Raw genomic sequence first — 24,471 nt, forward strand, 5'->3', positions numbered from 1 at the left:
CATGTCGGAGCACTCAGCGAACCCCTCATCGACGGTCGCCGCAACTGGCCGTCCCCTGGCGGTCAAGGCCGTCATCCCGGCCGCCGGACTGGCCACCCGGTTCCTGCCAGCCACCAAGGCGGTGCCCAAGGAGCTGCTTCCGGTGGTGGATCGGCCGGTTCTGCAGTACATCGTCGAGGAGGCCACCCAGGCCGGCATCGGTGACGTGTTGCTGATCACCGGCCGGGGTAAGACGTCGATGGTGGACCACTTCGACCGTCGCCCAGACCTGGAGACCAGGCTGGAGGAGAAGGGTGACACCGAGCGGCTGGCCGCGGTGCGTCGCCCCAGTGAGCTGGCCGAGATCTACACCGTCCGGCAGCCCGAGCAGCTCGGGCTCGGCCACGCCGTCGGGTACGCCGAGTCGCACGTCGGCGACCAGCCCTTCGCGGTGCTGCTCGGCGACGAGTTCGTCAAGCCGTCGGAGCCGCTGCTGCCGGCGATGCTGGAGCTTCAGGCCCGCACCGGCGGTGTGGTGCTCGCCTTCTTCGAGGTCGACCCGGCCGAGACCAAGCGGTACGGCATCGCCTCCGTCGAACCCGCCGAGTCGGAGCTGACCGACATCGGTGAGGTCGTCAAGGTGACCGGGATGGTGGAGAAGCCGCAGCCGGAGGACGCGCCCAGCAACCTCGCGGTGCTCGGCCGCTACGTGTTGCCGGGCAAGATCTTCGACGCGATCCGGCGGACCAAGCCGGGCAGCGGCGGCGAAATCCAGCTGACCGACGCGATGGAGTTGCTGCGCACCGAGGGCACCCCCGTGCACGCGATCGTCTACCGGGGCACCCGCTACGACACCGGCATGCCGCTGGGCTACCTGCAGACGGTGGTGCAGATCGCCGCCGAACGCGAGGACCTGGGCAGCGAGTTCCGCTCCTGGCTGGCCGACTTCGTCAAGGCCGACGCGGCGGGCGGATCTGGTACATGACCGCGACGGCCGACGCCGAGGCGGCCGCGAACGAGTTGACGCCGCTCGCCGACTACCTGGGCAGCGTGCTGCGCAGGTTACGCGCGCTGCCGCCACTCGACCTCGAACTCACCCAGGCGCACGGCAACGTCCTCGCCGAGGACGTCGTCGCGCCGCACGCCTTCCCGGCCTTCGACCAGGCTGCCGTGGACGGCTACGCGGCCCGCTGGGAGGACATTTCCGGAGGGGGTCGGGGCCCGAGCTATGTCCCGGCCCCCTCCGGCACGCCCGGCGGCCGGACCATCCGGCTCAACGTGGTGGGCGATCTGGGTGCCGCGAGCTGGCGGCCGGTCCGGCTCACCCCGGGTTCGTGCTTCTCGGTGGCCGCCGGAGCGCCGCTGCCGGTCGCCGCGGACGTGGTGGTTCCGGTGGAGTGGACCGACCAGGGCATGGCCGCTGTGGAGATCTTCCGCACCCCCAAACGGGGGTACGGGGTACGCCGAGCCGGTGAGGAACTGCCCGTCGGCACTCTGCTCGCCCGCGCCGGCACGTACGTCTCGCCGGCCCTGGTCGCGGTCTTCGCCGCCACCGGCATCGGGCACGTGGTGGTCCGGCCCAGCCCACGGGTGGTCATCGTGGCCACCGGCGACGAACTGGTCGACGTGGGTCGGGGCAGTCAGCCCGGGCAGGTGGTGGACGCGAACTCGCACGCGTTGACCGCCGCCGCGGCCGAGGTGGGCGCACTGGCGTACCGGGTGGGGATCTGCGACGACGACCCGGAGGGGCTGCGCGGGCTGCTGGAGGACCAGACCCTGCGCGCCGACCTGATCATCACCACCGGGGGCACCGGCACCGGCCCCGGAGACATGGTGCGCCGGATCCTGTCCCGCCGCGAGGGCGGCCGGGCCGGGCCGGTCACGTTCACCGACGTGGCGCTCTATCCCGGCACCGCGCTCGGGTTCGGCACCGTCGGCGCCGAGGAGGTCCCGGTGGTCTGCCTGCCCGGCGACCCGGGCGCCGCGCTGATCGGTTTCGAGGTGCTGGCCCGCCCCGCCATCCAACTGCTCGCCGGCGCCGAGCCGGTGTTCCGACCCAGCGTGCGGGCGCACCTGCTGGAGACCGTGTCGTCGCCGACGGGGCTGCGCGAGTTCCGGCCGGCGCACGTCGCCGAGCGACGCGGCGGTGGATACACGGTCCAGCCTCTCAGCGGTGGGCCGTTCACGCTCTCCGGGCTGGCCGAGGCGAACGGCCTGCTGGTGCTCGGCGAGCGGGTCACCACGGCCGCCGCCGGTTCCACGGTGGACGTCCTGCTGTTGGACCGCCGCCGGTGACGGTGACCCGGTCGATCCGCCGGCTGGCCACTCGGGCGCCGCGCGGTCATCGGGTCCACGCGGTGGGTCCACTTGCGCGCGACACGGTCCCGCGCGGGAGACTGTGCGGGTGAGTCTCTTCGGACCCCCGCGGGCACCGGGCTGGCCGGTGGAGTTGGCGGACGGCCCGGTGCTGCTGCGGCCCTACCGGCGCTCCGACGCGGCGGCATGGTCGGAGATACGGCGGGCCAACCGGGCCTGGTTGGCACCCTGGGAATCATCGCTGCCCGGCGCCTGGGACGACCTCAACTCGCCGGCCGCGTTCCGCTGGGTGCACCGTGACCAGCGTCGTTCCGCCCGTGAGGGTGAGGGAATGCCGTTCGCGGTCTGTCTGCGCGAGGCCGACCGGGACCGTCTGGTCGGGCACATCAACGTGGGCAGCATCGTGCGGCGGGCGCTCTGCTCCGGCTACGTCGGTTACTGGGTGGACGCCCGGGTCGCTGGCCGAGGTGTGATCCCGACGGCGCTCGCGCTCGCCGTGGACCACGCGTTCGGCCCGGGAGGGCTGCACCGGGTGGAGGTCAACATTCGTCCGGAGAACCGGCCGTCCCGGCGGGTGGTGGAAAAACTGGGTTTCCGCGAGGAGTCGTACCACGTGCGCTACATGCACATCGACGGCGCTTGGCGTGACCACATCGGATACGCGATGACGAGCGAGGAGATCGCCGCCGAGGGCGGCCTGTTGGCCCGCTGGCACCGGGTACGCGCCGACGCCCGGTGAGTCGTCCCACGGGCGGGATCGGCGCGGCGCGGTGGCATCCCGGTCGGCGCGCCGTAACCTCAAGTAACTGCAAGCTGCGGCAAGCGCTCCCCGGCCGGATGATCCACGCACCAAGGCGCGATCGGTGGAAGATCCTGCGGTCCGGTGGCGGTTGCGACGAATTCGGTGACGGGAGGGGTGAGGGTGCCGACCTCGGTGCTCCTCGCCGTCCTCGCCGCCGCCGGCCTGCTCGCCCTGGCCCCGGCGCTGGTCCGCCGGTACGACGCCACCGAGCGGCTGGTGGCGGAGCGGGCGCAGTCGACGGCGCGGGTGCTCCAGCGCCGCCGACGGCGCCGCACTGTGCCCGGACGGCAACCCGTCCACCCACCGCGCTCGCTGGTCGTCACCCTCAGCGAGAACGCGACTACGGGGGTGTTGGGTGCACCGGTCTCCGCGCCCCCGGCCGCCCGCCGCTCCGGTCGGCTGCGCGCCGTGCCACCCGCACCCAAGCGGTCCCGCCGCCGCCCGCCGCCGCGCCGACAGCACACCCCCGCCGTGTACCGGCGCAGGCGGGTGCTCGCCGCGCTGCTGCTCCTCAACGTCGTCGAGCTCGTCGGCGTGCTGTTCGTCAGCCCCGGCTTCTGGATCGGCTTCTCGGTCACCTTCCTGCTCCTGGCCACGTACGTCGTCCACCTGCGCGGTCAGGCCCTCGCTGGGCGTCGTCGCCGCCGCGCCCGGGCCCGCGAGGCGGCCTGGCTGGCCGCCCGGCAGGCCGAGGTGCGCCGGGAACAGGCCCGCCGGGCGGCGGCCCGCCGGGAGGCGCAACGCCGCCTGGCCGCCCAGCGCGAGGGGGTACGCCGAGCCGCGATGGGCCTGGACCGCCCGGGAGACCTGCCGGCGGCAGTCAACGGCGGGTCGGTCTCGTACCGGCGCTCGGGTGGCCTACGCGGACGCCCCTACGAGGCCGGCCGCGGAGCCTGACGCGGCGACGGCCGGGCGTGGCGTCGTCGGGCGTGGTGTGGTCGGGCCTGGCGTGGTCGTGCGCGGCGTGGCCTGGCCTGCTGTGGTCGGGCGCGGCCTGGCGTGGGCGGGCCTGGCGTGGCCTGGTCGGGCGTGGCGTGGCGTGGTCGGGCGCGGCCTGGCCCGACTCGGCCTGGTTCGGTCGTGCTCCCGGCTTGATCGACTTGGGTTTCTGGAAGTCGAGGTGTCGTGGCGTCCCGGATGCCCCGATTTTCGGGAAGGCGAGTGGATCAAGCCGGGGGGTCGGAGCGCCGTGCCGGGGGCGGATTCGCGGTGGGGACCGACGACCTGTTAGCCTTGCTGCCGGCCCGCCCGGTGTAAGCCGGGTGGGACCGAAGCCGGCTCGCCGGTGGGGGGCTGTGGCGCAGACTGGTAGCGCACCTCGTTCGCATCGAGGGGGTCAGGGGTTCAAATCCCCTCAGCTCCACCACGAAACAGCAGGTCAAACGGTGGGTTCTCGTTCAACGGGAACCCGCCGTTGATCGTTTGACCGTCGTTTGACCGCCGGACGGAGCCCCGGACCGTGGCACGGGGCAGTGTCGAACGACGCCGCGACTGGGCCAGGCCCAACTCGACGGTCAGGTCCACCTCCCGCGCCTCCCCGGCGGCGAGCCGCTGCACGATCCGCAGCCGGGTCTCATCCGCCAACGACCGGAACAGGGCCACGGCCGGGGTCATCCCGGCCACGACAATCGCGGTCACGCACTCTCCGTCATTCATCGCCCTGTTGGTCAAGCATCTGGATCCGTCTGCGGAGGCTGTCGGGACGGTCAGGCCATCGCCTGGGCGGCGGCCTGACCGTCATCGTGAGCGGTCTGAGTGGTCAGGGTCGGCGCAGTGGTGCGAGCGCGTCGGCCCAGGCGGTCACCTCGGTGAAGAGTTGGTGGAGCATGGTGTTGTGGCGGCCGTCGGGGGTGAACGTGGTGAAGCCGGCGAAGTCGGTGGCGAGTGACAGGCTGACCTGGGTGCGTACGCCAGCGAGTTGAAGACCTGCCGTGATGAGGCGCAGGTGTTCGACCGCGCGGGCGCCGCCGACGTTGCTGCCGTAGGAGACGAAGCCCACCGCCTTGTTGTTCCACTCGCCGTAGAGGTAGTCGATGGCGTTCTTCAGCGCCGCGGGGATCGATCGGTTGTACTCCGGGGTGACGAAGACGTATCCGTCGAACTCGGCGATCTTGTTGCTCCACTTCCTTGTGTGTGCGTGGGAGTAGGAGCCGAGTAGCGGTGACTGGGGCTCGTCGAAGATCGGCAGACCGTAGTCCTCGATGTCCACCAACTCGACATCGATGCCGTCGTGCTGGCCGCCCTGCTCAGCTACCCACTCGGCCACTTGGTGACCGACCCGGCCGGGCCGGGTACTGCCGAGGATGATCCCGATGTTCGTCATGCGTCGTCCGTTCCTGCTGATCCGATGATTACTGACGGTCGAGAACTTGTGTTGCGCGAATCAGTACCTCCATCCGACACGCGCTTCACTGCCGTTGCGGAGGCCGACGTCCGGATCGCAGCGCGGCGTCGAGGCCGTTCAGCCGCAGCACACTTGCGCCGCGCAGGTGCGCCAGGTCCACACTGCCGTCGCCCTCGTATCTGAGAAACGTCACCTGTTCGGTCCATTCCAGGCGGGTTCCGTCCGTTTCGGCGTCGAGCCGAACGGTGACCAGCGAGGTCCATCGCAGTTCGCCGTCGACGACGGCCTCGTAGCCGTAGACGATCCGGTGGGTGCCCTCGATGTCGATGTATCGCGACCGGTACTCCAGCCGTTCGGGCGCTGTGTCCAGCCCGGTGTAGGTGCTGCGCGCCGTCTCGCCTCCGCCCACCCGGAAGTCGTGTTCGTAGGAAGCTTCGCTGCCGGGAAGCCGAAACCACCGCCGCCTGATCGCGGTGTCGGCAAACGCGGTGAAGACCTCGCCCGGTGGAACGTCGAGGTGCCGCGAGATCGTGAAGGTGTCGTGCCGGACCATGCTGTCCTCCCGCTGTCACGACCACGAAGGGGTGGCCGCACGTCAGTTACGATCAGTAAGAAACGTGCGCCCACGGGTTTTAGTCCGGCTCTCCGATACGCACTTAAAAGTCAGGTACCGACGCATGAGGAACAAAGCCATGACGCGCTTGCGTGGTGCCGAACTCGCGCAGCGCGGGGTCGCGCCGGACTGCGTCCAGACGATCGAGCTCGTCCGCGACGTGCTGGCGCGGGTGGGCGACAAGTGGACGCTGCTGACCATTACGGTCCTGGCGTCCGGCCCGCTGCGCTTTACCGCGCTGCACGAGCAGGTCGCCGGCATCTCCCAGCGGATGCTCAGCCAGACACTGCGCGCCCTCACCCGCGACGGGTTGGTGACCAGGACCGCGTACCCGGAAGTACCTCCGAGGGTTGAATATGCCCTGACACCGCTCGGCGGCTCACTGAGCGAGGCCGTGGACGGACTCGTGCACTGGGTTCGTAGCCACCAGGGCGACATCGTCCGCAACCGCGACGATTTCGACCAGACGCCGGCCGCGAAGACAACCGCCTCGCCCCACGTATAGCCGCGACCTGACATTCGCGACCGCCGCATCGCGAATCCAGTCGACCGTTCGCATCGAGGGGTCAGGGGTTCAGATCCCCTCAGCTCCACCCCAGTTCAAAGGCCGTTTCCGCTAGTCGGAGACGGCCTTTGCCGATCTTGCGTGGCAACGGGTCGGCGGGTCGGGGCCATCCAGCTCGCCAGGTCAGGTCCACCTCAGCCTGGCGAGTTCTGCCCGGAACTCCTTCAGGCTGAAAGTCCCGCCCTCGGTGGGCGTCAGCCTCAGCGAGTACGTCACGTCCCCGACCTCCCACCGCACCTGCCAGGAGCGTTCCGGGCTGCCGGTGATGGTGCCCTCGCGTGAGCCGATGGAGACGGTGCCGACGGCTGCCGAGGATTCCCCTCCGACCGTTCGGCCCGCACCCGCGAACAGCGTCGAGCCGTTCGGGCCGTTGTAGCCCTGACACAAGCCCTCGTCGCATTGACTCGAATGTGGACTCCATCTCTTGTCGGAGGCCAGGTCCGGCAGCTCGCGTTCGGAGAAGGTCGGTGGTGGCAGCGCACTGGCGGCGTCGCGGAGGAGCCGACCGCCGAGGGGCTTCTGAAGCGACACGACGAGGGGCATCCTGGTGCCGCTGATCGAGCAGTCGGTGGCGTCGATGATGCGGCCGTTCACCGCGACGACGACCTGGGTGTCCGTCTGCTCGGTGACAGTGGCCTGTGGTTGCACGAGATCCTTGCAGCGTGTGTCGCCGAGGCTGGCGTACACGGTGATGGTGGTGTCGTCGCGGGCGACCAGCGCCGCATTCCAGCCGATGGCCGACGTCACGGGCGGCGCTGCGGCCGGCACCGTGTTCGCGCCCGGGGGTTGGGTCGTGGCCTGGTCGGGCACGCGGCGGCTGAGGAGGATGCCGCCAACGAGCGCGAGGGCGACGGTGACGCCCACCGCGGTGCCAACGACCCTCCGGTGACGGCCGACGTGATGCTCGCTGCCATTGCTCTTGGCGGGCCGTTCGTCGGTCTGCACAGCTTCCGTACCCCCCTGCCGGAACACGCGGAAACGGATCGTACGTGAGCATCCGCTGCTCCCGGGTCCCCTCGGATCGGCAGGTGGTCGACCACCCCTACTGTCGGCTCGGTGACCTGCGGAAGCTGTTGCTCGTGGCGGCCTGGATGGTCCCGGTGGTGGCCGTCCTGGGCGTCGTCACCGATATCAGGCCCTGCGCTCCATTGACACGTCGCGCGGCCACCCGCCGAGATGCGCGAACTGGCGAAGGTAGCGCTCGCACCTCTGGGCAAAGTCCCCCGACTCCGGTGGTAGTCGAGTCGCCGTGACCATATGGCGCGGGTGGGTGTGGCCTGGCCGCAGCAGCTGGATCTGGTCGTCGGTGAACTCGCCGCCGGTGAGGTCGGCGACGGCAAGTGCCATGGCCAGCGCTACCACGACACTCACACACGTGCGGTAGGGGCTGAAGACGGCCTCCGGGACACCGCCGGTCTCGGTCTCGTGGTCGATGACCAGGAGCCAGGCACCGTCCGCGAAGCCCGAGACACCGATCTCAAGGTGGATCGAGGCCGGCAGTCCGGTGGTCGGTGCCACGCGCTAGGAGAAGCGTTCGGTCGTCACGGGTATCAAGCCGTGCTGCCGTAGGACGTTGGTCAGGTCGCTCAGAGTCACGCCCACCGCCTCGGCCGCATCGGTGGTCAGCAGGACGGTCACGTCGAGACACCAGGCGAGGTGATGGCCGACCCGCCGCAGTTCCCAGGTGATCTGGTCCGCACCCTTGTCGAGACGACCGCTCGCGGCGGACGCGCTCGTGCCGCCCGCCGGTGTCCGCCAGGCTGTCCGCAGGCTCCTCAGCTGCTCGGCGTGGAGATCCTTGGCGAAGAGGACGCGGTACACCCGCCGCTCGTGGAAGCCGGCCGGCGGGTGTGCGGGGCCGAGCCCGCAGCGGTGGGGCGCTGGCTATCGGGTGATGGTCGAGAAAGTGCGTACGGAGCACCGACTCGTCCGGCAGTCGCGCACCACCGAGCGAGTGGTAGGCCTCCTCGGCCTCCCAGCGGGAGGTGGGGACCACCCGCGACAGCAGCTCGGGGTCGGTGCGCATGGCGCGGCTCAGCGCGGCGGATCTCCACCAGCCGGCCTCCGGCGTCCAGCCTGCGCTGTCCAGCCCCGTCGTGCTGAAGTCGTGGTGGCGGGTGAACTCCTCGACGAGGACGCCCTCCACAGCGGCCGTCGGTACGCGGCCGTCGGGTCGAGGTAGGACGAGGTAGTAATCCAGGGGCGGTCCCGCATCGGGCACCAGCACGGGTGCGGCGCGCAACGGGTCGATGGTCATCAGCACAACCGTAGCGAAGAAGGTGGCCCCGGAACGGTTAGCATCCGGACCTCTACGTGAGGAGCCCAGATGACTTCGGTGGCCCAGACCCGGTTCGGCGTCGTCGGCAGTGGCTGGCGCGGTGAGTTCTTCCTGCGACTGGCTCGACTGCTGCCCGATCGGATGCGGGTGACCGGGGTGGTGACGCGTACCGAATCGCGTGGTGCCGAGGTGGCGGCCGAGTGGGGCGTGCCGACCTTCCGCACGACGGCCGACCTGCTGGCCCACGAGCGACCGGACTTCGTCATCGTGTCGGTGCCCTGGCCGGTGACGCCCGACGTGACCCGCGAGCTGGTCGTGGCCGGCGTGCCGGTGCTCGCCGAGACGCCGCCCGCCCCCGACCTGGCCGGGCTGCGCTCACTCTGGGCGGACGTCGGCGGCAGCGGTCTGGTGCAGGTCGCCGAGCAGTACCTGCTGATGCCGGGGCACGCGGCCCGCCTGGCGGTGCTCCGTGCCGGGGTGCTCGGCGAGCCGACATCGGTGCAGATCTCCTCCACCCACCTGTACCACGCGGTGTCGCTGATCCGTGGCCTGCTCGGGGTTGGTCACGAGAGCGCCGAGGTCAGCGCGCGCGCCTTCGTCGCGCCGCTGGCCAACCCGCTGTCGCCGGCCGGCTGGAGTGGTGACGACACCCCGCAGCAGCTCTCCACGACCCTCGCGACAATCGACTTCGGCGGGCGGATGGGTTTGTACGACTTCACCGACAACCAGTGGTGGAACCCGCTGCGGACCCGCCGGTTGGTGGTGCGGGGTTCGCGCGGTGAGCTGGTGGACGACCGGGTCGTCCGCCTGGTCGACCCCACCACGCCGGTGGAGTCGTCGCTGAGCCGACGCCAGACCGGTCTCGACCTCAACCTGGAAGGGCTCGACCTGAAGCACATCAGCTTCGACGGCGACGTGGTCTATCGCAACCCGTTCGTCGGCAGTGGGATGTCCGACGACGACATCGCGGTGGCCGACATCGTGGCCCGCACCGGTGCGTGGACACGGGAGGAGGGCCCGGCCCCGTATCCCCTCGCCGAAGCCTGCCAGGACCACCTGATCAGCCTCGCCATCGAAGAATCCGTACGCACCGGCCGGCCGGTCGTCACCGACGCCGAGGCGTGGGGGCGGTAGCTCCACGATTGTGGAAGAACGGGGGAAGCGACATGGGATTCGAGACCTGGGTAAGCGAGTTCACCGAGAACGCCGAGCGTCGCCGAGAGGAGCCGGATCCACCGTGGGACGAGGGGAGTCCACTGTCGCGAGCACTCATTCGCAGCCTGCAGAGATTCCAGGCCGGAGAGGACGGCGACGGCGCGAACCTCATCCGGAAGAGCGCCCGTGCTGGTGATCCGAGCTACCTGGCGGCGGTGCGACTGTTCGTCGCCGAGGAGCAGAACCACGCCCGTCTCCTCAAGCAACTGCTGCTCAGCACGGGCGGGGATGTCATTGACGGTCACTGGACCGACCGGGTCTTCGTGGCGATTCGGCGCGCCCTGGGGTTGCGGCTGGAACTGATGACGCTGATGGTCGCCGAGGTGGTCGCGTTGCGCTACTACCGATCCGTTCGTCACGGTACGGCCGATCCGCTGCTCACGGACGTGGGCGCCCGCATCCTGACCGACGAGCAGAGGCACGTGCCGTTCCACACCGAGCGGTTACGCGAGGCATGGGACGGGCGCAGCCGACCGGTACGGGCGGCGTTGGCCGCAGGGTGGTGGGCGTTGCTGCTCGGCGCCGTCGTCGTGGTCGCTTACGGGCACGGCGCCGCGCTGCGTCTGCTCGGTGTCGGCCGGCTCCGGTTCATCGCCGATACCGCGACGCTGTTCCGGCCGGTCGTACGGGAGGTGCTGTTCGTTCCTCGCCGAGAGGTTCGCCTGACCACCCCCACGACCGAGGCCGAGCAGCCCGAGATGGCTTCGACGGTTCGGAGAACCAGGACGCGGCTCTGGCGTTGGGGCACGATCCTGCTGGTGATCGCCGGATTGGCGGTGGCGCTCTACCCGCCCGCGCACTTCTGGGGTCCGGGGCCCTATCGGCACCCGGACGGGCTGTTCGGTGTGACCCGGGGCGACTTCGAGGACGACATACTGCCGCACTACGAGGTCAGCCTGCCGTGTGACGTGGACGGCCTCCGGTACAGCAACGCCGAGGACATGACCGGACCGATGGGCCAGCTGTACCTGCACTTCACCACGTCCCAGGGATGCCTGGACCGGATCCTTGACGGCTGGGCCGCCGTACCGGCAGAGCCATCGACGATGGCGCCGACCGATCCGGGTTTCCCGCTTCCCGCCGCGGCAATTCCGGGCACGATCGGGTGGCGCTTCGACGCGCCGTCTTACCAGGTCTACCGACGCAAGGGGGACGTCGTGACCGGAGACGTGGTGGTGGTGCGCGACGGCAGGCAGCTCAGCGTGTACCTTCTCGCCCGCTACGCCTACTGAGGACGCCGGCGGCAGGTCCGGCGGCTCCACTTTGTCGCTTCGGCGACAGTGCGCAACCGTGAAGCCCATCCGGCTGTGCAACCCGTATCAGTCAACGCCCGGAAGCACTCGGGCCCATCACGGGGAGCAAGGATGAATCGAAGCACTCGACGCAGGATGCTCGCAGCCACCGCCACCGGTCTGCTGGCCGCCTCTCTCGGTGTAGCGGTCTCGGGGACGGCGACCGCCGCGCCCGGCGGGACGGCTTTCCGCGCCTGCAAGATCAGTACGCTGCCGTACCCGGCCGACACCTATCGCGCCGATGCGCACGCGGTCGACCCGACGGGTCGCTACGTCGCGGGCACCGCCCTTCGACGTGGCGAGATCGACAACCAGTACCTGCTGCTGTTCTGGGACAGGCAGCGGGTCACCGAAGTCGAGGTGCCGGCCATGGCTGAGCCGGTCGACATCAACGCCGACGGCGTTGTGATCGGCAACGGTTCGGCGCCGGGCACCGGCATCGGCCAGCCGTGGATCTATCGCGACGGCAAGCTCGAGCAGTTGCCGGTGCTGCCGTCCACCGGCATCGTCGTCTCCGCCATTAACGCTGCCGGTGACATCGTCGGCTACGGCTCGGACATCGTCGACGGGCAGTATGTCGGGTTGCGCTGGCCGGCTGCCCGTCCGGGCACGGTCGAGGTGCTCGACGCCCCGGTCGACGCCCAGCCCAGTGGGATCACGGACAACGGGACCATCGTCGGTAGCGCCGGGCCGTTCGGAGACTGGAACGGCTGGGTCCGCCGGCCGAACGGCCGGATCGACGCGCTCACGATCCCGGGTGCCGACTGGAGCTTGGCCAGCGCGGCGGCGGGCCGTTGGGCGATCGGCCAGGCGTGGCTGGACGACACCGGCTCGGCGAGGGTGCGGTGGGACCTCCGGAACGGCTCGTACACGTTGCTCGACCCGGAGATGTCGGCACTGACCGACGTCAACGCCAAGGGCGTCGTGGTGGGCGATGACCGCGTTGCCAGGGGTACCACCTCCCGGGTCCTGCCGGGCGGCGGCGAGGGGGTGGGCGTCGGTGCCCGATCCATCTCCGACAGTGGCACGATCGTCGGGTTCCGCAACGTCCTCGCCGACCGGGTGACCCCGGTGCGCTGGACCGGCTGCTGACCCACCGACTCGCGACAGCGTGAGGCCGGCCCGTCGGGGCCGGCCTCACGTCGTGTCAGCGCGTCACGGCTTCCAGGAGCCGGCGGTCTCGAACCTGTGCTGGTACTCCAGCACCCCCGAGGTGTCGGGTACGTCGAACACCACGCTGCCGGTGCGCCTGGTGCCGGCGGTCAGGTCGTCGGCGGGGGGCATCGGTTTGCCGCACCCGGAGAAAGCCCCGGCGATCGCGTTGGCCGCGGTGCCGTCGGCGGCCACCCACTCGAAGAAGAGCGGGTTCGCCGAAGCGGTGCCCTTGGTGACGGTCAGTGTCACGTCGGCGATCACGTACATGCCCTCGTCGGGCTTGAGGCCGTAGGGAGCGCACGGCTTGGTGGCGGTGCTGAACTTCGTCACGGTGATCTCGATGGTGCCGCCGTCACCATCGATGACCAGGGTGTCTCCGGGTGCCATGTTGCGAGTGTCGCCGCTGGCCGTCGACGAGGGAGCTTTGGCCGACGGCTGTGCGGTGCCCCGTGTCACCGCGGGGGTGGGACGTGCCTCGGTCACCTTGTCCGCGGCCCGGTTGGCGCCGATGACGACCGCCACGATGCCGCCGGCGCAGCTGAGGAGGGTGAAGACGGCTGCGGTGATGGCGACGGCCACGACTGTCCTCTTGGAGCCCTGCGTCGGCGCCGCCGGCGGTGCGAGGAGTGGATGACCCGGCCCGCCGGTTGCCGGGTGACCTCCGCCAGCGCCGACGTACCCACCGCCGGCCGTCGGGTACGCGGTGCCCGAGAACGGCGGCTGCGACGCGCTCCCCGCCGCGGACCACGGGCTGGGCGGCAGTGGTGTCTGCGAAACCGTCGACTCGACAGTGGACTGCGGCTGTGTCGCGGGGGACGGCTGCGTCGGTGGCTCCGGGTTCGGGTGCTGGGGGTCCTGCGGCCCGGTGGGGGGCTGGGGGTGGGTCACCGTACTCCTTGACGCCTCGGTACGTGCGGTTCGGGAACCCGCCGACGCTACCGTGCGTGGCCGATCGCCCGGTCGCCGCGCCGGATTCCGTCCCACCGTCGGCGGCGGCCCTCGCTTCGGTCCGGTCAGCCTGGACGGTGTCCGGGAATCAGCCCAGCGGGAGCACTGCGGCGGTGCGGACCAGCCCGCCGGCGACCACGAACCGGCCGACGATGGTCGTCGGCGGAGCCTCGACCGCCGCAGCGTCCACCCGGGCCGGTGCGATGCGGGCCGTGAACGTGCCGGCGTCCGGGTCGACGTCGAGCTGGGCGTCACGGAAGCCGAGCCACGTCCCGACCACCGGGTGCCACACCTTGTAGACGGTCTCCTTGGCGCTGAACAGGACGACCGGCCAGGAGATGCCGCCGGGCAGCCGTGCGCAGAGGGCCTCCTCCTCGGGCAGCAGCACCATTCTGCGTACTCCCGGATCGACCTCGTGGTGCTGCTCGGCGTCCATTCCGACGGATCGGACATCGGTGGTGAGCGCCGCCGCGGCGGCGCAGTAGCCGGTGGTGTGGGTGATGGTGCCGACCACCCCGGCCGGCCAGACGGGCGCGCGGTCGGGGGCGGCCGGCACGGCGGTCGGTGGCAGGCCGAGACCGGTCATGGCCCGACGGGCGCAGGCCCTCCCAGCGGCGAAGTCCCGCCGACGGGTCTGCACGGCCCGCTCGCTGAGGCACGCCTGCTCGGCGGGGAGCAGTTCGCCGACCCAGTCGTCCGGCCCGGCCACGGCCACGGCGACTGTCGACGGCAGCAGGTCACGCATCGCGGCAGCCTATTGGTCGGTGGGAGCAGCGGCTCCTGTCAACCGTCAGATTTCCGACTCCCACGACGGGAGAAGGTACCGCAAAGATGTAACACCGGAGGGACGTGCAGCGCGCCCTCCCTGATGGCTCCGGGGGGACCACCATCAAGAACTGGTCGGGCAGGGCAGCCGCCAGTCCCGTGGACATCTGGAAGGACGTGCGATGACCGATGGTGCGGAACGGTCGGGGGTGCGGGTGGACGATCACGCCCCGAAGACCCCCTGCTGGAGCTGCGGCTCCTGCGGCGACGAGTGGCCGTGCGCGACGAAGCGCAGCCGGCTGCTGGCGGAGTACGGGAGTGACCGCGCGATGCTCAGCGTCTATCTGGGTTCCTGTCTCGCCGCCGCCACGGAGGATCTGCGCGCCGCGCCGGTGATGTCGCTCCAGAATCGGTTCATCGGCTGGTTGCCACGCGGCTCCCGCCGGGGTTGACCCGCTGGTGGCCCCACCTTCGGTCGGGGCCACCAGCGGGGCGGTTCAGCGACGCCGGGGCCGCCTGGTCACCGCGAAGCCGACGACGCCGGCCACCGCGGCGAGCACGCCGCCGATGGCGGTCCAGACCCACCGCGAGCCGAGGTCCGGCAACCAGTCCGCCGGCGAGTCACCGTCGTCGCCAGCTTCCGGGTCCGCCACGGGTACGGCGTTGAGCACCGTGCCCGCCTTGGTGTTCGGCACCAGCGGCGCTGCCAGCTCACCGTCGTCGGCCGAGGCGCCCCGGTCGGCGACCGTGCCGACCAGCAGGTCCACGTCGATCGGTGCGCCCAGATCCGGCTCGGGCAGATCGATCACGGAGAGCCTGATGACGTACGTGCCGGGCAGTGGATCGGCCGACCAGGGCTCCGCCCACGGTCGTACCTCGCGCAACGTGCAGCCCAGCGCCACGCTCGACGCCTTCGCGTCCACGGTCGGGGTCTGTGCCCCGGCGGTGCACGCCTGCCGCCGGCGCAGCCCGTCGAACACGTCGACCGTCCAGGTGGAGGCGCCGCTGCGCCCCTTCGGGAAGGTGACGGTGGCGGTGATCTCGTGCACCTGGCCGGCTTTCGCCGGGAACGCCCAGTAGAGGTGGTCGCCGATCGACGCGTCCACCCGTACCGGTTGCCCCGCGGCGATCGGGGTGGCGCTGAGGAACGACGTGCCGGCCCGGTTCACCGGCGTGGCGCCCGGGGAAGGGCTCGGGGCGGCGACGGCCGAGGCGGGGAGCAGCGCGGCCCCGCCGGCGGCGAGCAGCGCCGCCAGCGATCGGTTCAGGGCGGTACGCATCAGTTCTCCCTCCAGGTGGCGACCCACCAGCGGGTGAGCAGTCCGGCGATCAGGCCGGTGAGCAGACCGGCGACGGTGAGCAGGGCGAGCAGCACCCAGCCTCGACCGAGGTCCGGGCCGTCCGGTGCGGGTGCGGCGGCGACCACGTCGATGGTCAACTCCACAGGCATGCCCGGGGTGGCCGCGGTGCCGGGGCGCGGGGCGAACGAGTTGCTCACCACCAGGCAGACGGTGGTGGGTTCGACGACCGGCGCGGAACTCTCCTCGGCCTTCGCGGCATCCTCGTCGTCGGCGCTGGCCGACCATCGCAGCCCGGCGGAGAGCACATCGGCCCGCCCGCTGCCGGCGTCAGCGCCGCGAACCAGTTCCCGGCCGTCCGCTGCGGTGGCCCTCAGCAGGACCCCGTAGTCCCGGTTCACTCCTCGGTCCAGCGCCATGCTCACCGACGCGCGCAGCTCCTGCCCGGGGCGTACCGGCACCCGGTAGTAGCGGTGCTCGGAGAAGGCCTCCCGGTCGGCGTAGACGCCGGGGGCGAGCAGCGGCGCCGAGTCGCAGACGCTCGTGCCGCCGACCACCGTCGGGGCGCGGGTGTTCGTGTCGCCGGCCCGCTCGACGAGCTGTTTGATCCGTCCGGTCAGCTCCTCGGCGCTCTGCGCGGCGGTGTAGGTGCCGCCGGTCGCGCTGGCGATGCAGAGCAGCTGCTTTCGGACCTTCTCGTCGGGGGCCAGACCGAGGGTGTCGACGACCAGGCTGGTGCCCTGGGCGGCCAGCTCCCGGGCCACCTCGCACGGGTCCGGCGGGGCGCAGGTGTCCTCACCGTCGGTGATCAGCACGATCCGTCGGGTGGTGGCCCCTTGGCCCAGGTCCTCCGCGGCGGAGCGCAATGCGAGGCCGACCGGTGTGAATCCGGTCGGCCGCAGCGTCGCCACCGCAGCCTTGGCCGCGGACCGGTCCACCGGGCCGACCGGCACGATCTGCTGAGTGTCCTGGCAGCCCACCTTCTTGTCCTTGCCGCGGTAGGTTGCGCCGAGCACCCGGATGCCGAGCTGGGTCTCCGCCGGCAGCGCGTCGACGACCTCGTTGAAGGCCTGCTGGGCAACGGAGATCCGGCTGCGCCCGTCGATGTCGGCGGCACGCATCGAGCCACTGACGTCGAGCACCAGCTCGACCCGGGGCGGCTCGGGCACCGGCTCCTCGTCGGCCTGCGCCGGGGCGGGCCCGGCCAGTGCGGTGGTCGCCAGCAGCCCGAGAAGGGCCGCCGTCGATCGTCTGAAGTTGATCACGGCCCGCAGTGTAGTGAGATCCACTTTGGATGATCGTCTGGGTGGGCGTGGATCGGACCCCGGCGCCTCCGGCCAGGTCGGTGACCGCCTCCGACCTTGCGTTTCCGCGCTCTGGGTCCACGCCAGGTCACCCTCGGTCAACTGCAGGCGGGTACTAGTCGGCCCGGCCACCATCCGTCGGAAATCTGACCCAAGTTGACCCGTTGTGCCGGTGGTGCGCGGTGGTTAAGCTCTTCATGCGCGCCCCAATCGCCCGCTTCCCCCGTGGCAGGCGATCGGGGCGCGCGTCTTTGTCGAAAGGCCCCGCACGGTCACAGTGCCCGCAGGGTCACAGAAGGGCCCGCACGCTTCGGCGTGCGGGCCCTTCTCCGTCGCGCTGTGCGGCGCGTCGCCTGTCGGTGCTTATATCCACCGACCGTCGAGCCACATCCGGGACAGCCAGTCCGAGTACGGAATCACCTTGCCGACGAAGATCGGATAGAAGTACGCGAAGCAGAGCCCCACCAGCAGCACGTACGCCCCGGCCGCGATGCTGCCCACCAGTCGACGTTCGTAGCTCGGGTCGCCGGGCACCAGCGGTGCCACCTCACCCACGTCACCCCCGGCGGGCGCGATCAGCGCGCCGAGCACGTACACCACGGCAAGCACCAGGAACGGCAGCGCCGGCGCGGCGTAGAACGAGAACATCGTGCGGCCGTCGAGGGCGAACCAGAACCAGGGCAGCAGCCCGGCCGCCACGGTCAGCAGGATCGCGCCGGCCCTCCAGTCGCGGCGGGCCAGACCCAGCCAGGCCAGCGCCGCCAGGGCGGGCAGGAACGACCACCAGAGCAGTGGGGTGCCGAGCAGCAGGATCTCGGAGGCGCAGGTCGGTGCGCCGCAGGCGCCGTCACCGGACCAGTGGAACGCCACCGGCCGGCCGAGCAGCAGCCACTGCCACGGCCACGACTGGTATTTGTGCGCGTCGTCGAGCTGGGCGTGGAAGCCGTACGCCGCGCGGTGGTATTCGAAGAGGTTGATCAGCGGCCCGATCACCGGGCGGTCGCTGAGCGGGGCGCTCGGGTAGGCCGACGCGAGCCGGTAGTAGCCGTCGTCGGTGAGCAGCCAGCCCGACCAGGTGGCGACATAGGTGGCCAGCATGAGCACACCGGCTAGGACCAGCCAGGGCAGCTCGTCGAGCACTGTGTCCCGCCAGGGCCGGCGGACCCCCGCCGAGCGGCGGACGCCGACCTCCCAGAGGATCACCAGCAGCGCGAAGACCGGCACGAAGTAAAGAGCGCTCCACTTGACCGCGCAGGCGCAGCCGATCAACACCCCGGCTGCCAGCCGCCACCACGGCCAGGTGCGCCAACCGGTCGGCGGCCGGCCGGCACGGCCCGGTTGGCTCGGGTCGAGCCCGTCGTCCAGGGCCCGCGCCCAGCGCCTGCGGCGGGCGTCCCGATCGAGCACCAACGCGCCGAACGCGGCCAGCACGAAGAAGAGCAGGAAGATGTCGAGCAGCGCCGCGCGGGACAGCACCAGGTGGAAGCCGTCCAGGGCGAGCAGCAGGCCGGCTGCGCAGCCGAGCACCGTCGAGCGGAACATCCGCCGACCGATGCGGACCAGCAGCAACACCGACAGGGTGCCGATCACGGCCGCCGAGAACCGCCAGCCGAACTCCGGCGCGGTGGTCATCAGGTGCCCGGGAACGGAGACCTTCGAATCCGCGTCCTGGTAGCCGAAGGCCCACTCGCCGAGGCCGATGAGCCACTTGCCCAGCGGCGGGTGCACCACGTACGACGGGACGTTGTCCTTGTAGTTCCACTCGACGCCGCGGGAGATCAGCCCGTAGCCGTCCTTGGCGTAGTAGGTCTCGTCGAAGATCTTGCCCTTCGGGCTGGACAGCCCGACGAAGCGCAGGATCGCCGCGATGGCCACCACCACCGCCGTGGCAAGCCAGGAGAACCGGTCCACCTGGCTGTCGACGGTGGCGAACCTTCGCCGGAGCGCGGCGGACGCGCCACCGCCACCGGCACTCGGTGCCGCCGGCTCCTGGTTGGGGCTGGGCTCGCCCGTCACCTCGACCATCTTGGCAGGCTCGGCGCTCGGGCTCTGCGCTGTCGACGCACTCGTCACCCGGCGATCGTAGGCTGCCAAGGTGTCCTGTGGCGCCCGTCGTCCCTGATACCGGTATTCGCTGTCGATGAAGGAGACGAATTCGTGGGTGAAAAGTCCGAAGCTGGGCGCCTGATCCTGCTCGGTGCCCCGCTCGGCAACCCCGCCGACGCCTCGGCCCGGCTCCGGGAGGTGCTGAGCACCGCCGACGTGGTCGCGGCCGAGGACACTCGCCGGCTGACCCGGCTGGCCCGCGACCTCGACATCACGGTCGGCGGCCGGATCGTCTCCTACTTCGAGGGCAACGAGGAGCGGCGAACCCCCGAGCTGGTCGAGGTCATCCTGAGCGGGTACGTGGTGGCGCTGGTCACCGACGGGGGGATGCCGAGCGTCTCCGACCCCGGCTACCGGCTGGTCCGGGCCGCACTGGACGTCGGGGCGCCGGTCACCGTCGCCCCCGGGCCCAGCGCGGTCACCACCGCGCTGGCGGTCTCCGGGTTGCCCTGTGACCGGTTCTGCTTCGAGGGCTTCCTGCCCCGCACCCCCGGCGCCCGGCGAACCCGCCTGCGCGCGCTCGCCGCCGAGGAACGCACGCTGGTCTTCTTCGAGGCCCCGCACCGGATCGGTGCGGCTCTCACCGACCTCGCCGACACGTTCGGCGCGGACCGGCCAGCCGCACTCTGCCGGGAGCTCACCAAGACCTACGAGGAGGTGCTCCGCCGTCCCCTCGGCGAGCTGGTTCGGTGGGCCGCCGAGGGAGACCCGCGCGGCGAGATCACTCTGGTGGTGGCCGGTGCGCCGGTGATCGCCCCGGAACGCCCCGACGACGACACCCTGCGCGCGGCCGTCGCCGAGCGGGAGGCCGCCGGCCGGTCCCGCCGGGACGCCATCACCGACGTCGCCACCGAGTACGCGCTGCGCCGGCGCGACGTCTACACCATCGTGCACAGCTGACCCGGGCGCCCGGCCGTGCCGGGGTTCACCGGGCGACGCGCTCACCAGGCGAAGGCCAGGAAGCCGACGGTGATCAGCACGGGGCCGGCGATGGCCGCTGTCACGGCCCAGCGACGGTGCCGACGGCCGGGCAGCCGGGCCGACCCGGTCCACCGGACGATGCCGGCCGTGCAGGCCAGCACCACCAGCAGACCGGGCAGCCAGAGCAGGTGCCGGCCCACGCCGGTGTCCGCGTACGCGGTGCCGGCGTCCGGGCCCGTCATCCGTGCCGGCACCGGCGTACCGCTCGCGTTCTCCCCGGCGGGTACGCCGCTGACCCGTACGCCGTGCGCGATGAACCGCCCGTCGTCGGCCGTGAACGTCCCCCGACACCGTTGGGTGAGCCCGTCACCGGTGCAGCCGTCGAGCACCACGGTGCCCACCCGGGCGTGCCCGACGGCGAGCCAGAACGGGCCGACGCTGACCCAGGCGAAGAAGGCCGCCACCAGGCTCAGCGTCACCAGCGCGGCCAGCCCGGGCAGCGGATCGGGCGGTGGGGCCGTACGGCTCGGTGCCCGGCGGCCCACCGGGCGGAAGCCGCGGTCCCCCGACGGCGCCGGGTCCTCCCGCACCGGGGTGCCGTCCCAGTGCACCTCCTCGATCGGCGCCCAGAAGGCAGCGACGTCGTCCGGCGTGTCACCGTCGGACCGGCCCTCCCGTTGCAGGCGGCTCTGCTGGCGGACGGGCACTCGACGCGGCACCGCGTCCACCGGCGCGCCGGTGGTGGGTTCCATCTCGACGGCCTCCGTGGCGGCGGGTGCCGAGCCGACCGGGGGGCCTGGTGAGCCGGGTCGGGCCGGGCTCGGTGCGGGTGCCGCCGGGGTCGGCCGGGCCGGCGTGGGTACCGGTGCGCCCGGCGTGGGCCGGGCCGGGGTGGCGGTGCGCTCCGCAGCCTCCTCCCGCCCCGATGTGACCGCCTGCCCCGACGGCCTGGCCTGCTGCTCCTCGGGCCGGTCGGCCCCGGGCCGCGGGGCGGGGCTCGGTCGCGGGCTGGGACTGGGGCGCGACGCGGAACCCGCGTCGGCTCCGGGCACCAACCGGGGCTGGGGTGCTACCCCGGCACTCCGAGTCGAGGCGGAGTCGGGGCCAGGGTCGTCGCCGACCGTCGGGCCGGTGCGAGGGTCCTCGTGGTCCCGTGCCGCTCGTCTGCCAGTCACGACGTTCATTGCACACCGGTCCGGGAGGCGGAACGGGCAGCTCGACCGCGTGTCGGCGACAAATCGGACCAATGGTGGAGGTGGTCCGGCCGGTCCGCCGGCCCGGCACCCCCCATTGGTTCGCGGTCGCCCCTGGCGGGTCACTAGGCTTGCTGCTCATGAGTCACGTTCTCGCGGCAGTGGCCTGGCCGTACGCCAACGGCCCCCGCCACATCGGCCACGTCTCCGGTTTCGGCGTTCCCTCCGACGTCTTCGCCCGGTACATGCGGATGGCCGGCCACGACGTGCTCATGGTCTCCGGCACCGACGAGCACGGCACCCCGATCCAGGTGCAGGCCGACGCCGACGGGGTGACCCCGCGCGAGCTGGCCGACCGGTACAACAGGGTGATCGTCGAGGACCTGCACGGCCTGGGTCTCTCCTACGACCTGTTCACCCGCACCACCACCCGCAACCACTACGCGGTGGTGCAGGAGTTGTTCGAGGGGATGTACCGCAACGGCTACATCGTGCCGAAGACCACCATGGGCGCGATCTCCCCGTCCACCGGCCGCACCCTGCCCGACCGTTACATCGAGGGCACCTGCCCGATCTGCGGGTACGACAGCGCCCGGGGCGACCAGTGCGACAACTGCGGCAACCAGCTCGACCCGATCGACCTGATCGACCCGAAGTCACGGATCAACGGGGAGACCCCGAAGTTCGTCGAGACCGAACACTTCTTCCTGGACCTGCCCGCGCTGGCCGAGGTGCTGCGGCAGTGGCTGGACACCCGGGAGGGGTGGCGGCCCAACGTGCTGCGGTTCTCCCGCAACCTGCTCGACGACCTCCAGCCCCGGGCGATCACCCGTGACCTGGAGTGGGGCGTTCCGATCCCGCTGGACGGCTGGCGGGACCGGCCGGACAAGCGGATCTACGTCTGGTTCGACGCGGTGATCGGCTACCTGTCCGCCTCGATCGAGTGGGCCCGCCGCTCCGGCGACCCGGAGGCGTGGCGGCAGTACTGGTCCGCCGACGGTGCCGGTAAGGACTCCCAGTCCTACTACTTCATGGGCAAGGACAACATCGTCTTCCACTCGGTCATCTGGCCGGCGCTGCTCTCCGGATACTCCGGCGAGGGCTCCCGCGACGGTGCTCCGGGCGAGCTGGGTCGGCTCAACCTGCCCACCGAGGTGGTGTCGAGCGAATACCTGACCATGGAGGGGCGCAAGTTCTCCTCGTCGCGCAAGGTGGTCATCTACGTTCGTGACTTCCTGGAGCGTTACGACGCCGACGCGCTGCGATACTTCATCGCCGCCGCCGGCCCGGAGAGCAACGACACCGACTTCACCTGGGCCGAGTTCCTGCGCCGCAACAACGACGAGCTGGTCGCCGGCTGGGGCAACCTGGTCAACCGGTGCGTCTCGATGGCGGCGAAGAACTTCGGCGAGATCCCGCCGGTCGACCCGGCCGGGCTCACCGAGGCCGACGAGGCGCTGCTCGCGACCTCTCGGGCCGGCTTCGCCACCGTGGGCGACCTGATCGGCCGGCACCGGCAGAAGCAGGCCATCGGTGAGGCCATGAGGGTGGTCGCCGAGGCCAACAGATACCTCTCCGAGCAGGCCCCGTGGAAGCTCAAGGGCGAGGCGGACAAGCCCCGGATGGGCACCATCCTGCACGTCGCCCTCCAGGTGATCAGCGACGCGAACACGCTGCTCACCCCGTTCCTGCCGCACTCGGCTCAGCAGGTGCACGAGTTGCTCGGCGGCACCGGTGTGCACGCGCCGATGCCCGTCATCGAGCAGGTCGACGACCTGGACGGCGGGCCGTCGTACCCGGTGCTCACCGGGGACTACACCGTCGGCGCGCGCTGGGAGTCGGTGTCGATCGAGGCGGGCCGGCCGCTGGCGGCGCCGAAGCCGGTGTTCCGCAAGCTCGACCCGTCGATCGTCGACGAGGAGCTGGCCCGACTGGCCGACTGAACGCACGACGCCCCCGGCGGCAGGGCATCCGGCCGCCGGGGGACGTCACGTCACGTACCGGGTGTCCATCACCTGGTCGTCGCTCACCTCGGCGCCCGGTGCCCAGGTCTCGTAGATGCCGCGGTCGTGACACTGCGCGCCGGTGGCGACCACGGTGTCCGGGTCCGGGAAGCGCAGCCGCAGCCGCAGCCAGCCGGCCTCCTCGCGCAGCACCAGGCACGGCACGCCCCGCCACTGGGCGAACCGGAGCCGGCGGGCCACCGCGTCCACCGGGTAGCGGGCCGCCCGGGTCATCGCCAACACCCGGAACCCGCCGGGCAGGTCGGCCACCGCCTCGTACTCGGTGTCGCCGTAGAGGCCCACCAACTGGGTGGAGCGCAGAGCGTCGCCGGTCGGCACGTACTCCTGGTCGGGGGAGAGGCCCGGCACCGCGGCGAGCAGGTGCCGCCACTGCGGACCCACCATCCGCAGCCAACCGCGCTGCTCCGCCTGGTACGTGTAGAGCACGACCTCCACCCCCTCGGCGGGGTAGGCGAGCAGGGTGGCGTTCGCCGGCATCGGCAGGTCGGCGAAGTCCCGGGTGATGAACTCGGGGATGAGCTGACCATTGCTCGGCACGAAGCCGGTGCCCAGCACCGGTGGGCCCAGCCGGTCCCGGGCAGCCAGCGCGGTCAGACCGCGGTGCGTCTCGCCCACCGGCACGTCGTAGTCGCCCGGGTCCGCGGCCCGCCAACGCAGCGCGTACGCGACGTCCGAGCCTTCCCGCCCAACGTCACCGTCGGTGCGCAGCACCGTGGTCGCGGTCGGCGTACGCAGGTGCGCCACGTCGTGTTCCCGGAAGCAGAAGCCGTGCGGCAGCCAGCCCCGCACGTACCCGGCGAGCTGCCGAGCGGAGAGCACCTTCACCATCCGGGTGCCCCTCCGCACCACCGCCGAGGCACGCACCGCGGTCAGGACGGGGTCGCCCGCCGCGGACGGCTGCTGGCTGAGCTGGTGTACGTGCGTCCAACCGCGTTCCCGGTGCGCCGGCATCATCAGCGGCGTCTCCGGCTCCTCGGCCGGCTCGGTCGCCCCGTGCACCGCGCTCGCCTCGGTGACGTGCACGAACCGGCGCCACGGCAGGGCGCTGCCCGGTCGGGGCGCCCGCTCGAAGCCGGCCACCTCCTCGGCGCTGAACAGCTCGTACGCGGCGCCCCGGGCGATCTCCTCGGCCGGGTACACGCCGCCGTCGAACGCCACGCGCAGCCCGGTACCTTCGCCGGCCGCGCCGCTCGCGTGAGGTGTGACGCTCACGCCACGGCCTCGCTGCGCTCGGCAGCGGCGTGAGACGCCTCGCTGCTGTGCCTCAGGGTTCGCTCGCTGCGCTCGCTCACGCCACCGCCTCGCTCCGCTCGGCAGCGGCATGAGACGCCACGCTGCTGTGCCTCAGGGTTC

At 71.5% G+C, this 24,471-nt stretch carries 24 protein-coding genes and 1 tRNA gene; 12 read left to right on the forward strand and 13 right to left on the reverse strand.

Going from position 1 to position 24,471, the window contains the following annotated elements:
• The first annotated feature begins 1 nt into the window (after window position 1).
• The 5 genes from AC3CF1_RS23000 (at window position 2) to AC3CF1_RS23020 (ending at window position 4,463) form a co-directional block, all read left to right on the forward strand.
• Window positions 2-964 carry a UTP--glucose-1-phosphate uridylyltransferase gene (locus AC3CF1_RS23000; protein WP_088951398.1) on the forward strand — a complete coding sequence of 321 codons (963 nt, stop codon included), beginning with the start codon at window positions 2-4 and terminating at the stop codon, window positions 962-964.
• Window positions 961-2,274 carry a molybdopterin molybdotransferase MoeA gene (locus AC3CF1_RS23005; protein ID WP_210795046.1) on the forward strand — a complete coding sequence of 438 codons (1,314 nt, stop codon included), beginning with the start codon at window positions 961-963 and terminating at the stop codon, window positions 2,272-2,274. The genes AC3CF1_RS23000 and AC3CF1_RS23005 overlap by 4 nt, the downstream gene beginning before the upstream one ends.
• 109 nt (window positions 2,275-2,383) lie before the next feature.
• Window positions 2,384-3,034: a GNAT family N-acetyltransferase gene (locus AC3CF1_RS23010; RefSeq protein WP_099850333.1), complete on the forward strand. Its 651-nt coding sequence runs from the start codon at window positions 2,384-2,386 to the stop codon at window positions 3,032-3,034.
• 177 nt (window positions 3,035-3,211) lie between these two features.
• Window positions 3,212-3,994: a divisome protein SepX/GlpR gene (gene sepX / locus AC3CF1_RS23015; protein WP_185755188.1), complete on the forward strand. Its 783-nt coding sequence runs from the start codon at window positions 3,212-3,214 to the stop codon at window positions 3,992-3,994.
• 392 nt (window positions 3,995-4,386) lie between these two features.
• Window positions 4,387-4,463, forward strand: a tRNA-Ala gene (locus AC3CF1_RS23020).
• On the opposite strand, the gene AC3CF1_RS23025 is transcribed toward AC3CF1_RS23020, so the two are convergent.
• From AC3CF1_RS23025 to AC3CF1_RS23035, 3 genes are all read right to left on the reverse strand, one after another.
• On the reverse strand, window positions 4,442-4,711 hold the full coding sequence (locus AC3CF1_RS23025; protein ID WP_354983632.1) for a hypothetical protein: 270 nt from the start codon (window positions 4,709-4,711) through the stop codon (window positions 4,442-4,444). The genes AC3CF1_RS23020 and AC3CF1_RS23025 overlap by 22 nt on opposite strands.
• 145 nt (window positions 4,712-4,856) lie before the next feature.
• Window positions 4,857-5,420, reverse strand: a complete 564-nt coding sequence (locus tag AC3CF1_RS23030) for an NADPH-dependent FMN reductase (protein ID WP_354983598.1) — start codon at window positions 5,418-5,420, stop codon at window positions 4,857-4,859.
• Window positions 5,421-5,505: 85 nt separating this feature from the next.
• The gene (locus AC3CF1_RS23035) at window positions 5,506-5,994 is read right to left on the reverse strand and encodes an SRPBCC domain-containing protein (RefSeq protein WP_354983599.1); all 489 of its coding nucleotides are present in this window, start codon (window positions 5,992-5,994) and stop codon (window positions 5,506-5,508) included.
• Between the two features lie 124 nt (window positions 5,995-6,118).
• Between AC3CF1_RS23035 and AC3CF1_RS23040 the strand changes: the two genes are divergently transcribed.
• Window positions 6,119-6,559 carry a winged helix-turn-helix transcriptional regulator gene (locus tag AC3CF1_RS23040; protein WP_355160781.1) on the forward strand — a complete coding sequence of 147 codons (441 nt, stop codon included), beginning with the start codon at window positions 6,119-6,121 and terminating at the stop codon, window positions 6,557-6,559.
• Between the two features lie 183 nt (window positions 6,560-6,742).
• Here AC3CF1_RS23040 and AC3CF1_RS23045 read toward each other — a convergent pair whose 3' ends face one another.
• From AC3CF1_RS23045 to AC3CF1_RS23055, 3 genes are all read right to left on the reverse strand, one after another.
• Window positions 6,743-7,483 carry a hypothetical protein gene (locus AC3CF1_RS23045; RefSeq protein ID WP_488451243.1) on the reverse strand — a complete coding sequence of 247 codons (741 nt, stop codon included), beginning with the start codon at window positions 7,481-7,483 and terminating at the stop codon, window positions 6,743-6,745.
• Between the two features lie 267 nt (window positions 7,484-7,750).
• Window positions 7,751-8,137 carry a hypothetical protein gene (locus AC3CF1_RS23050; protein WP_355160783.1) on the reverse strand — a complete coding sequence of 129 codons (387 nt, stop codon included), beginning with the start codon at window positions 8,135-8,137 and terminating at the stop codon, window positions 7,751-7,753.
• Between the two features lie 3 nt (window positions 8,138-8,140).
• Window positions 8,141-8,440 carry a hypothetical protein gene (locus tag AC3CF1_RS23055; protein ID WP_488451244.1) on the reverse strand — a complete coding sequence of 100 codons (300 nt, stop codon included), beginning with the start codon at window positions 8,438-8,440 and terminating at the stop codon, window positions 8,141-8,143.
• Window positions 8,441-8,945: 505 nt separating this feature from the next.
• Here AC3CF1_RS23055 and AC3CF1_RS23060 point away from each other — a divergent pair.
• The 3 genes from AC3CF1_RS23060 to AC3CF1_RS23070 all read left to right on the forward strand — a co-directional run bounded on the left by AC3CF1_RS23060 (window position 8,946) and on the right by AC3CF1_RS23070 (window position 12,496).
• The gene (locus tag AC3CF1_RS23060; RefSeq protein WP_488451245.1) at window positions 8,946-10,031 is read left to right on the forward strand and encodes a Gfo/Idh/MocA family protein; all 1,086 of its coding nucleotides are present in this window, start codon (window positions 8,946-8,948) and stop codon (window positions 10,029-10,031) included.
• A gap of 32 nt (window positions 10,032-10,063) precedes the next feature.
• The gene (locus AC3CF1_RS23065; protein WP_488451246.1) at window positions 10,064-11,344 is read left to right on the forward strand and encodes a ferritin-like domain-containing protein; all 1,281 of its coding nucleotides are present in this window, start codon (window positions 10,064-10,066) and stop codon (window positions 11,342-11,344) included.
• A gap of 132 nt (window positions 11,345-11,476) precedes the next feature.
• Window positions 11,477-12,496, forward strand: a complete 1,020-nt coding sequence (locus AC3CF1_RS23070) for a hypothetical protein (RefSeq protein ID WP_355160787.1) — start codon at window positions 11,477-11,479, stop codon at window positions 12,494-12,496.
• Window positions 12,497-12,559: 63 nt separating this feature from the next.
• On the opposite strand, the gene AC3CF1_RS23075 is transcribed toward AC3CF1_RS23070, so the two are convergent.
• Complete coding sequence (locus tag AC3CF1_RS23075) at window positions 12,560-13,447, reverse strand: DUF4352 domain-containing protein (protein WP_354983607.1); 888 nt, start codon at window positions 13,445-13,447, stop codon at window positions 12,560-12,562.
• A 148-nt stretch (window positions 13,448-13,595) separates the two neighbouring features.
• Window positions 13,596-14,252: a 4'-phosphopantetheinyl transferase family protein gene (locus AC3CF1_RS23080; protein WP_354983608.1), complete on the reverse strand. Its 657-nt coding sequence runs from the start codon at window positions 14,250-14,252 to the stop codon at window positions 13,596-13,598.
• 202 nt (window positions 14,253-14,454) lie between these two features.
• Between AC3CF1_RS23080 and AC3CF1_RS23085 the strand changes: the two genes are divergently transcribed.
• A complete protein-coding gene (locus tag AC3CF1_RS23085) occupies window positions 14,455-14,724 on the forward strand; it encodes a hypothetical protein (protein WP_099850366.1) in 270 nt (89 codons plus the stop codon).
• Between the two features lie 45 nt (window positions 14,725-14,769).
• Here AC3CF1_RS23085 and AC3CF1_RS23090 read toward each other — a convergent pair whose 3' ends face one another.
• From AC3CF1_RS23090 to AC3CF1_RS23100, 3 genes are all read right to left on the reverse strand, one after another.
• A complete protein-coding gene (locus AC3CF1_RS23090) occupies window positions 14,770-15,552 on the reverse strand; it encodes a peptidase (RefSeq protein ID WP_488451247.1) in 783 nt (260 codons plus the stop codon).
• Window positions 15,552-16,835: a VWA domain-containing protein gene (locus AC3CF1_RS23095; RefSeq protein ID WP_355160789.1), complete on the reverse strand. Its 1,284-nt coding sequence runs from the start codon at window positions 16,833-16,835 to the stop codon at window positions 15,552-15,554. The genes AC3CF1_RS23090 and AC3CF1_RS23095 overlap by 1 nt, the downstream gene beginning before the upstream one ends.
• Before the next feature lie 402 nt (window positions 16,836-17,237).
• Window positions 17,238-18,899 (reverse strand): dolichyl-phosphate-mannose--protein mannosyltransferase, encoded by a 1,662-nt coding sequence (locus AC3CF1_RS23100; RefSeq protein WP_435794870.1) that lies wholly within the window; start codon window positions 18,897-18,899, stop codon window positions 17,238-17,240.
• A 132-nt stretch (window positions 18,900-19,031) separates the two neighbouring features.
• Here AC3CF1_RS23100 and rsmI point away from each other — a divergent pair, with 132 nt between their 5' ends.
• Entirely contained in the window at window positions 19,032-19,880 is an 849-nt protein-coding gene (gene rsmI / locus AC3CF1_RS23105; RefSeq protein WP_354983612.1) for a 16S rRNA (cytidine(1402)-2'-O)-methyltransferase, read from the forward strand.
• A gap of 41 nt (window positions 19,881-19,921) precedes the next feature.
• On the opposite strand, the gene AC3CF1_RS23110 is transcribed toward rsmI, so the two are convergent.
• Entirely contained in the window at window positions 19,922-20,653 is a 732-nt protein-coding gene (locus AC3CF1_RS23110) for a hypothetical protein (RefSeq protein ID WP_488451248.1), read from the reverse strand.
• 581 nt (window positions 20,654-21,234) lie between these two features.
• Between AC3CF1_RS23110 and metG the strand changes: the two genes are divergently transcribed.
• Entirely contained in the window at window positions 21,235-23,037 is a 1,803-nt protein-coding gene (gene metG / locus AC3CF1_RS23115) for a methionine--tRNA ligase (RefSeq protein ID WP_099856996.1), read from the forward strand.
• A 45-nt stretch (window positions 23,038-23,082) separates the two neighbouring features.
• Here metG and AC3CF1_RS23120 read toward each other — a convergent pair whose 3' ends face one another.
• Window positions 23,083-24,330 carry a hypothetical protein gene (locus tag AC3CF1_RS23120; protein WP_488451249.1) on the reverse strand — a complete coding sequence of 416 codons (1,248 nt, stop codon included), beginning with the start codon at window positions 24,328-24,330 and terminating at the stop codon, window positions 23,083-23,085.
• Window positions 24,331-24,471: the final 141 nt, after the last annotated feature.

It is taken from the genome of Micromonospora sp. MGP-C2, from assembly GCF_057766525.1.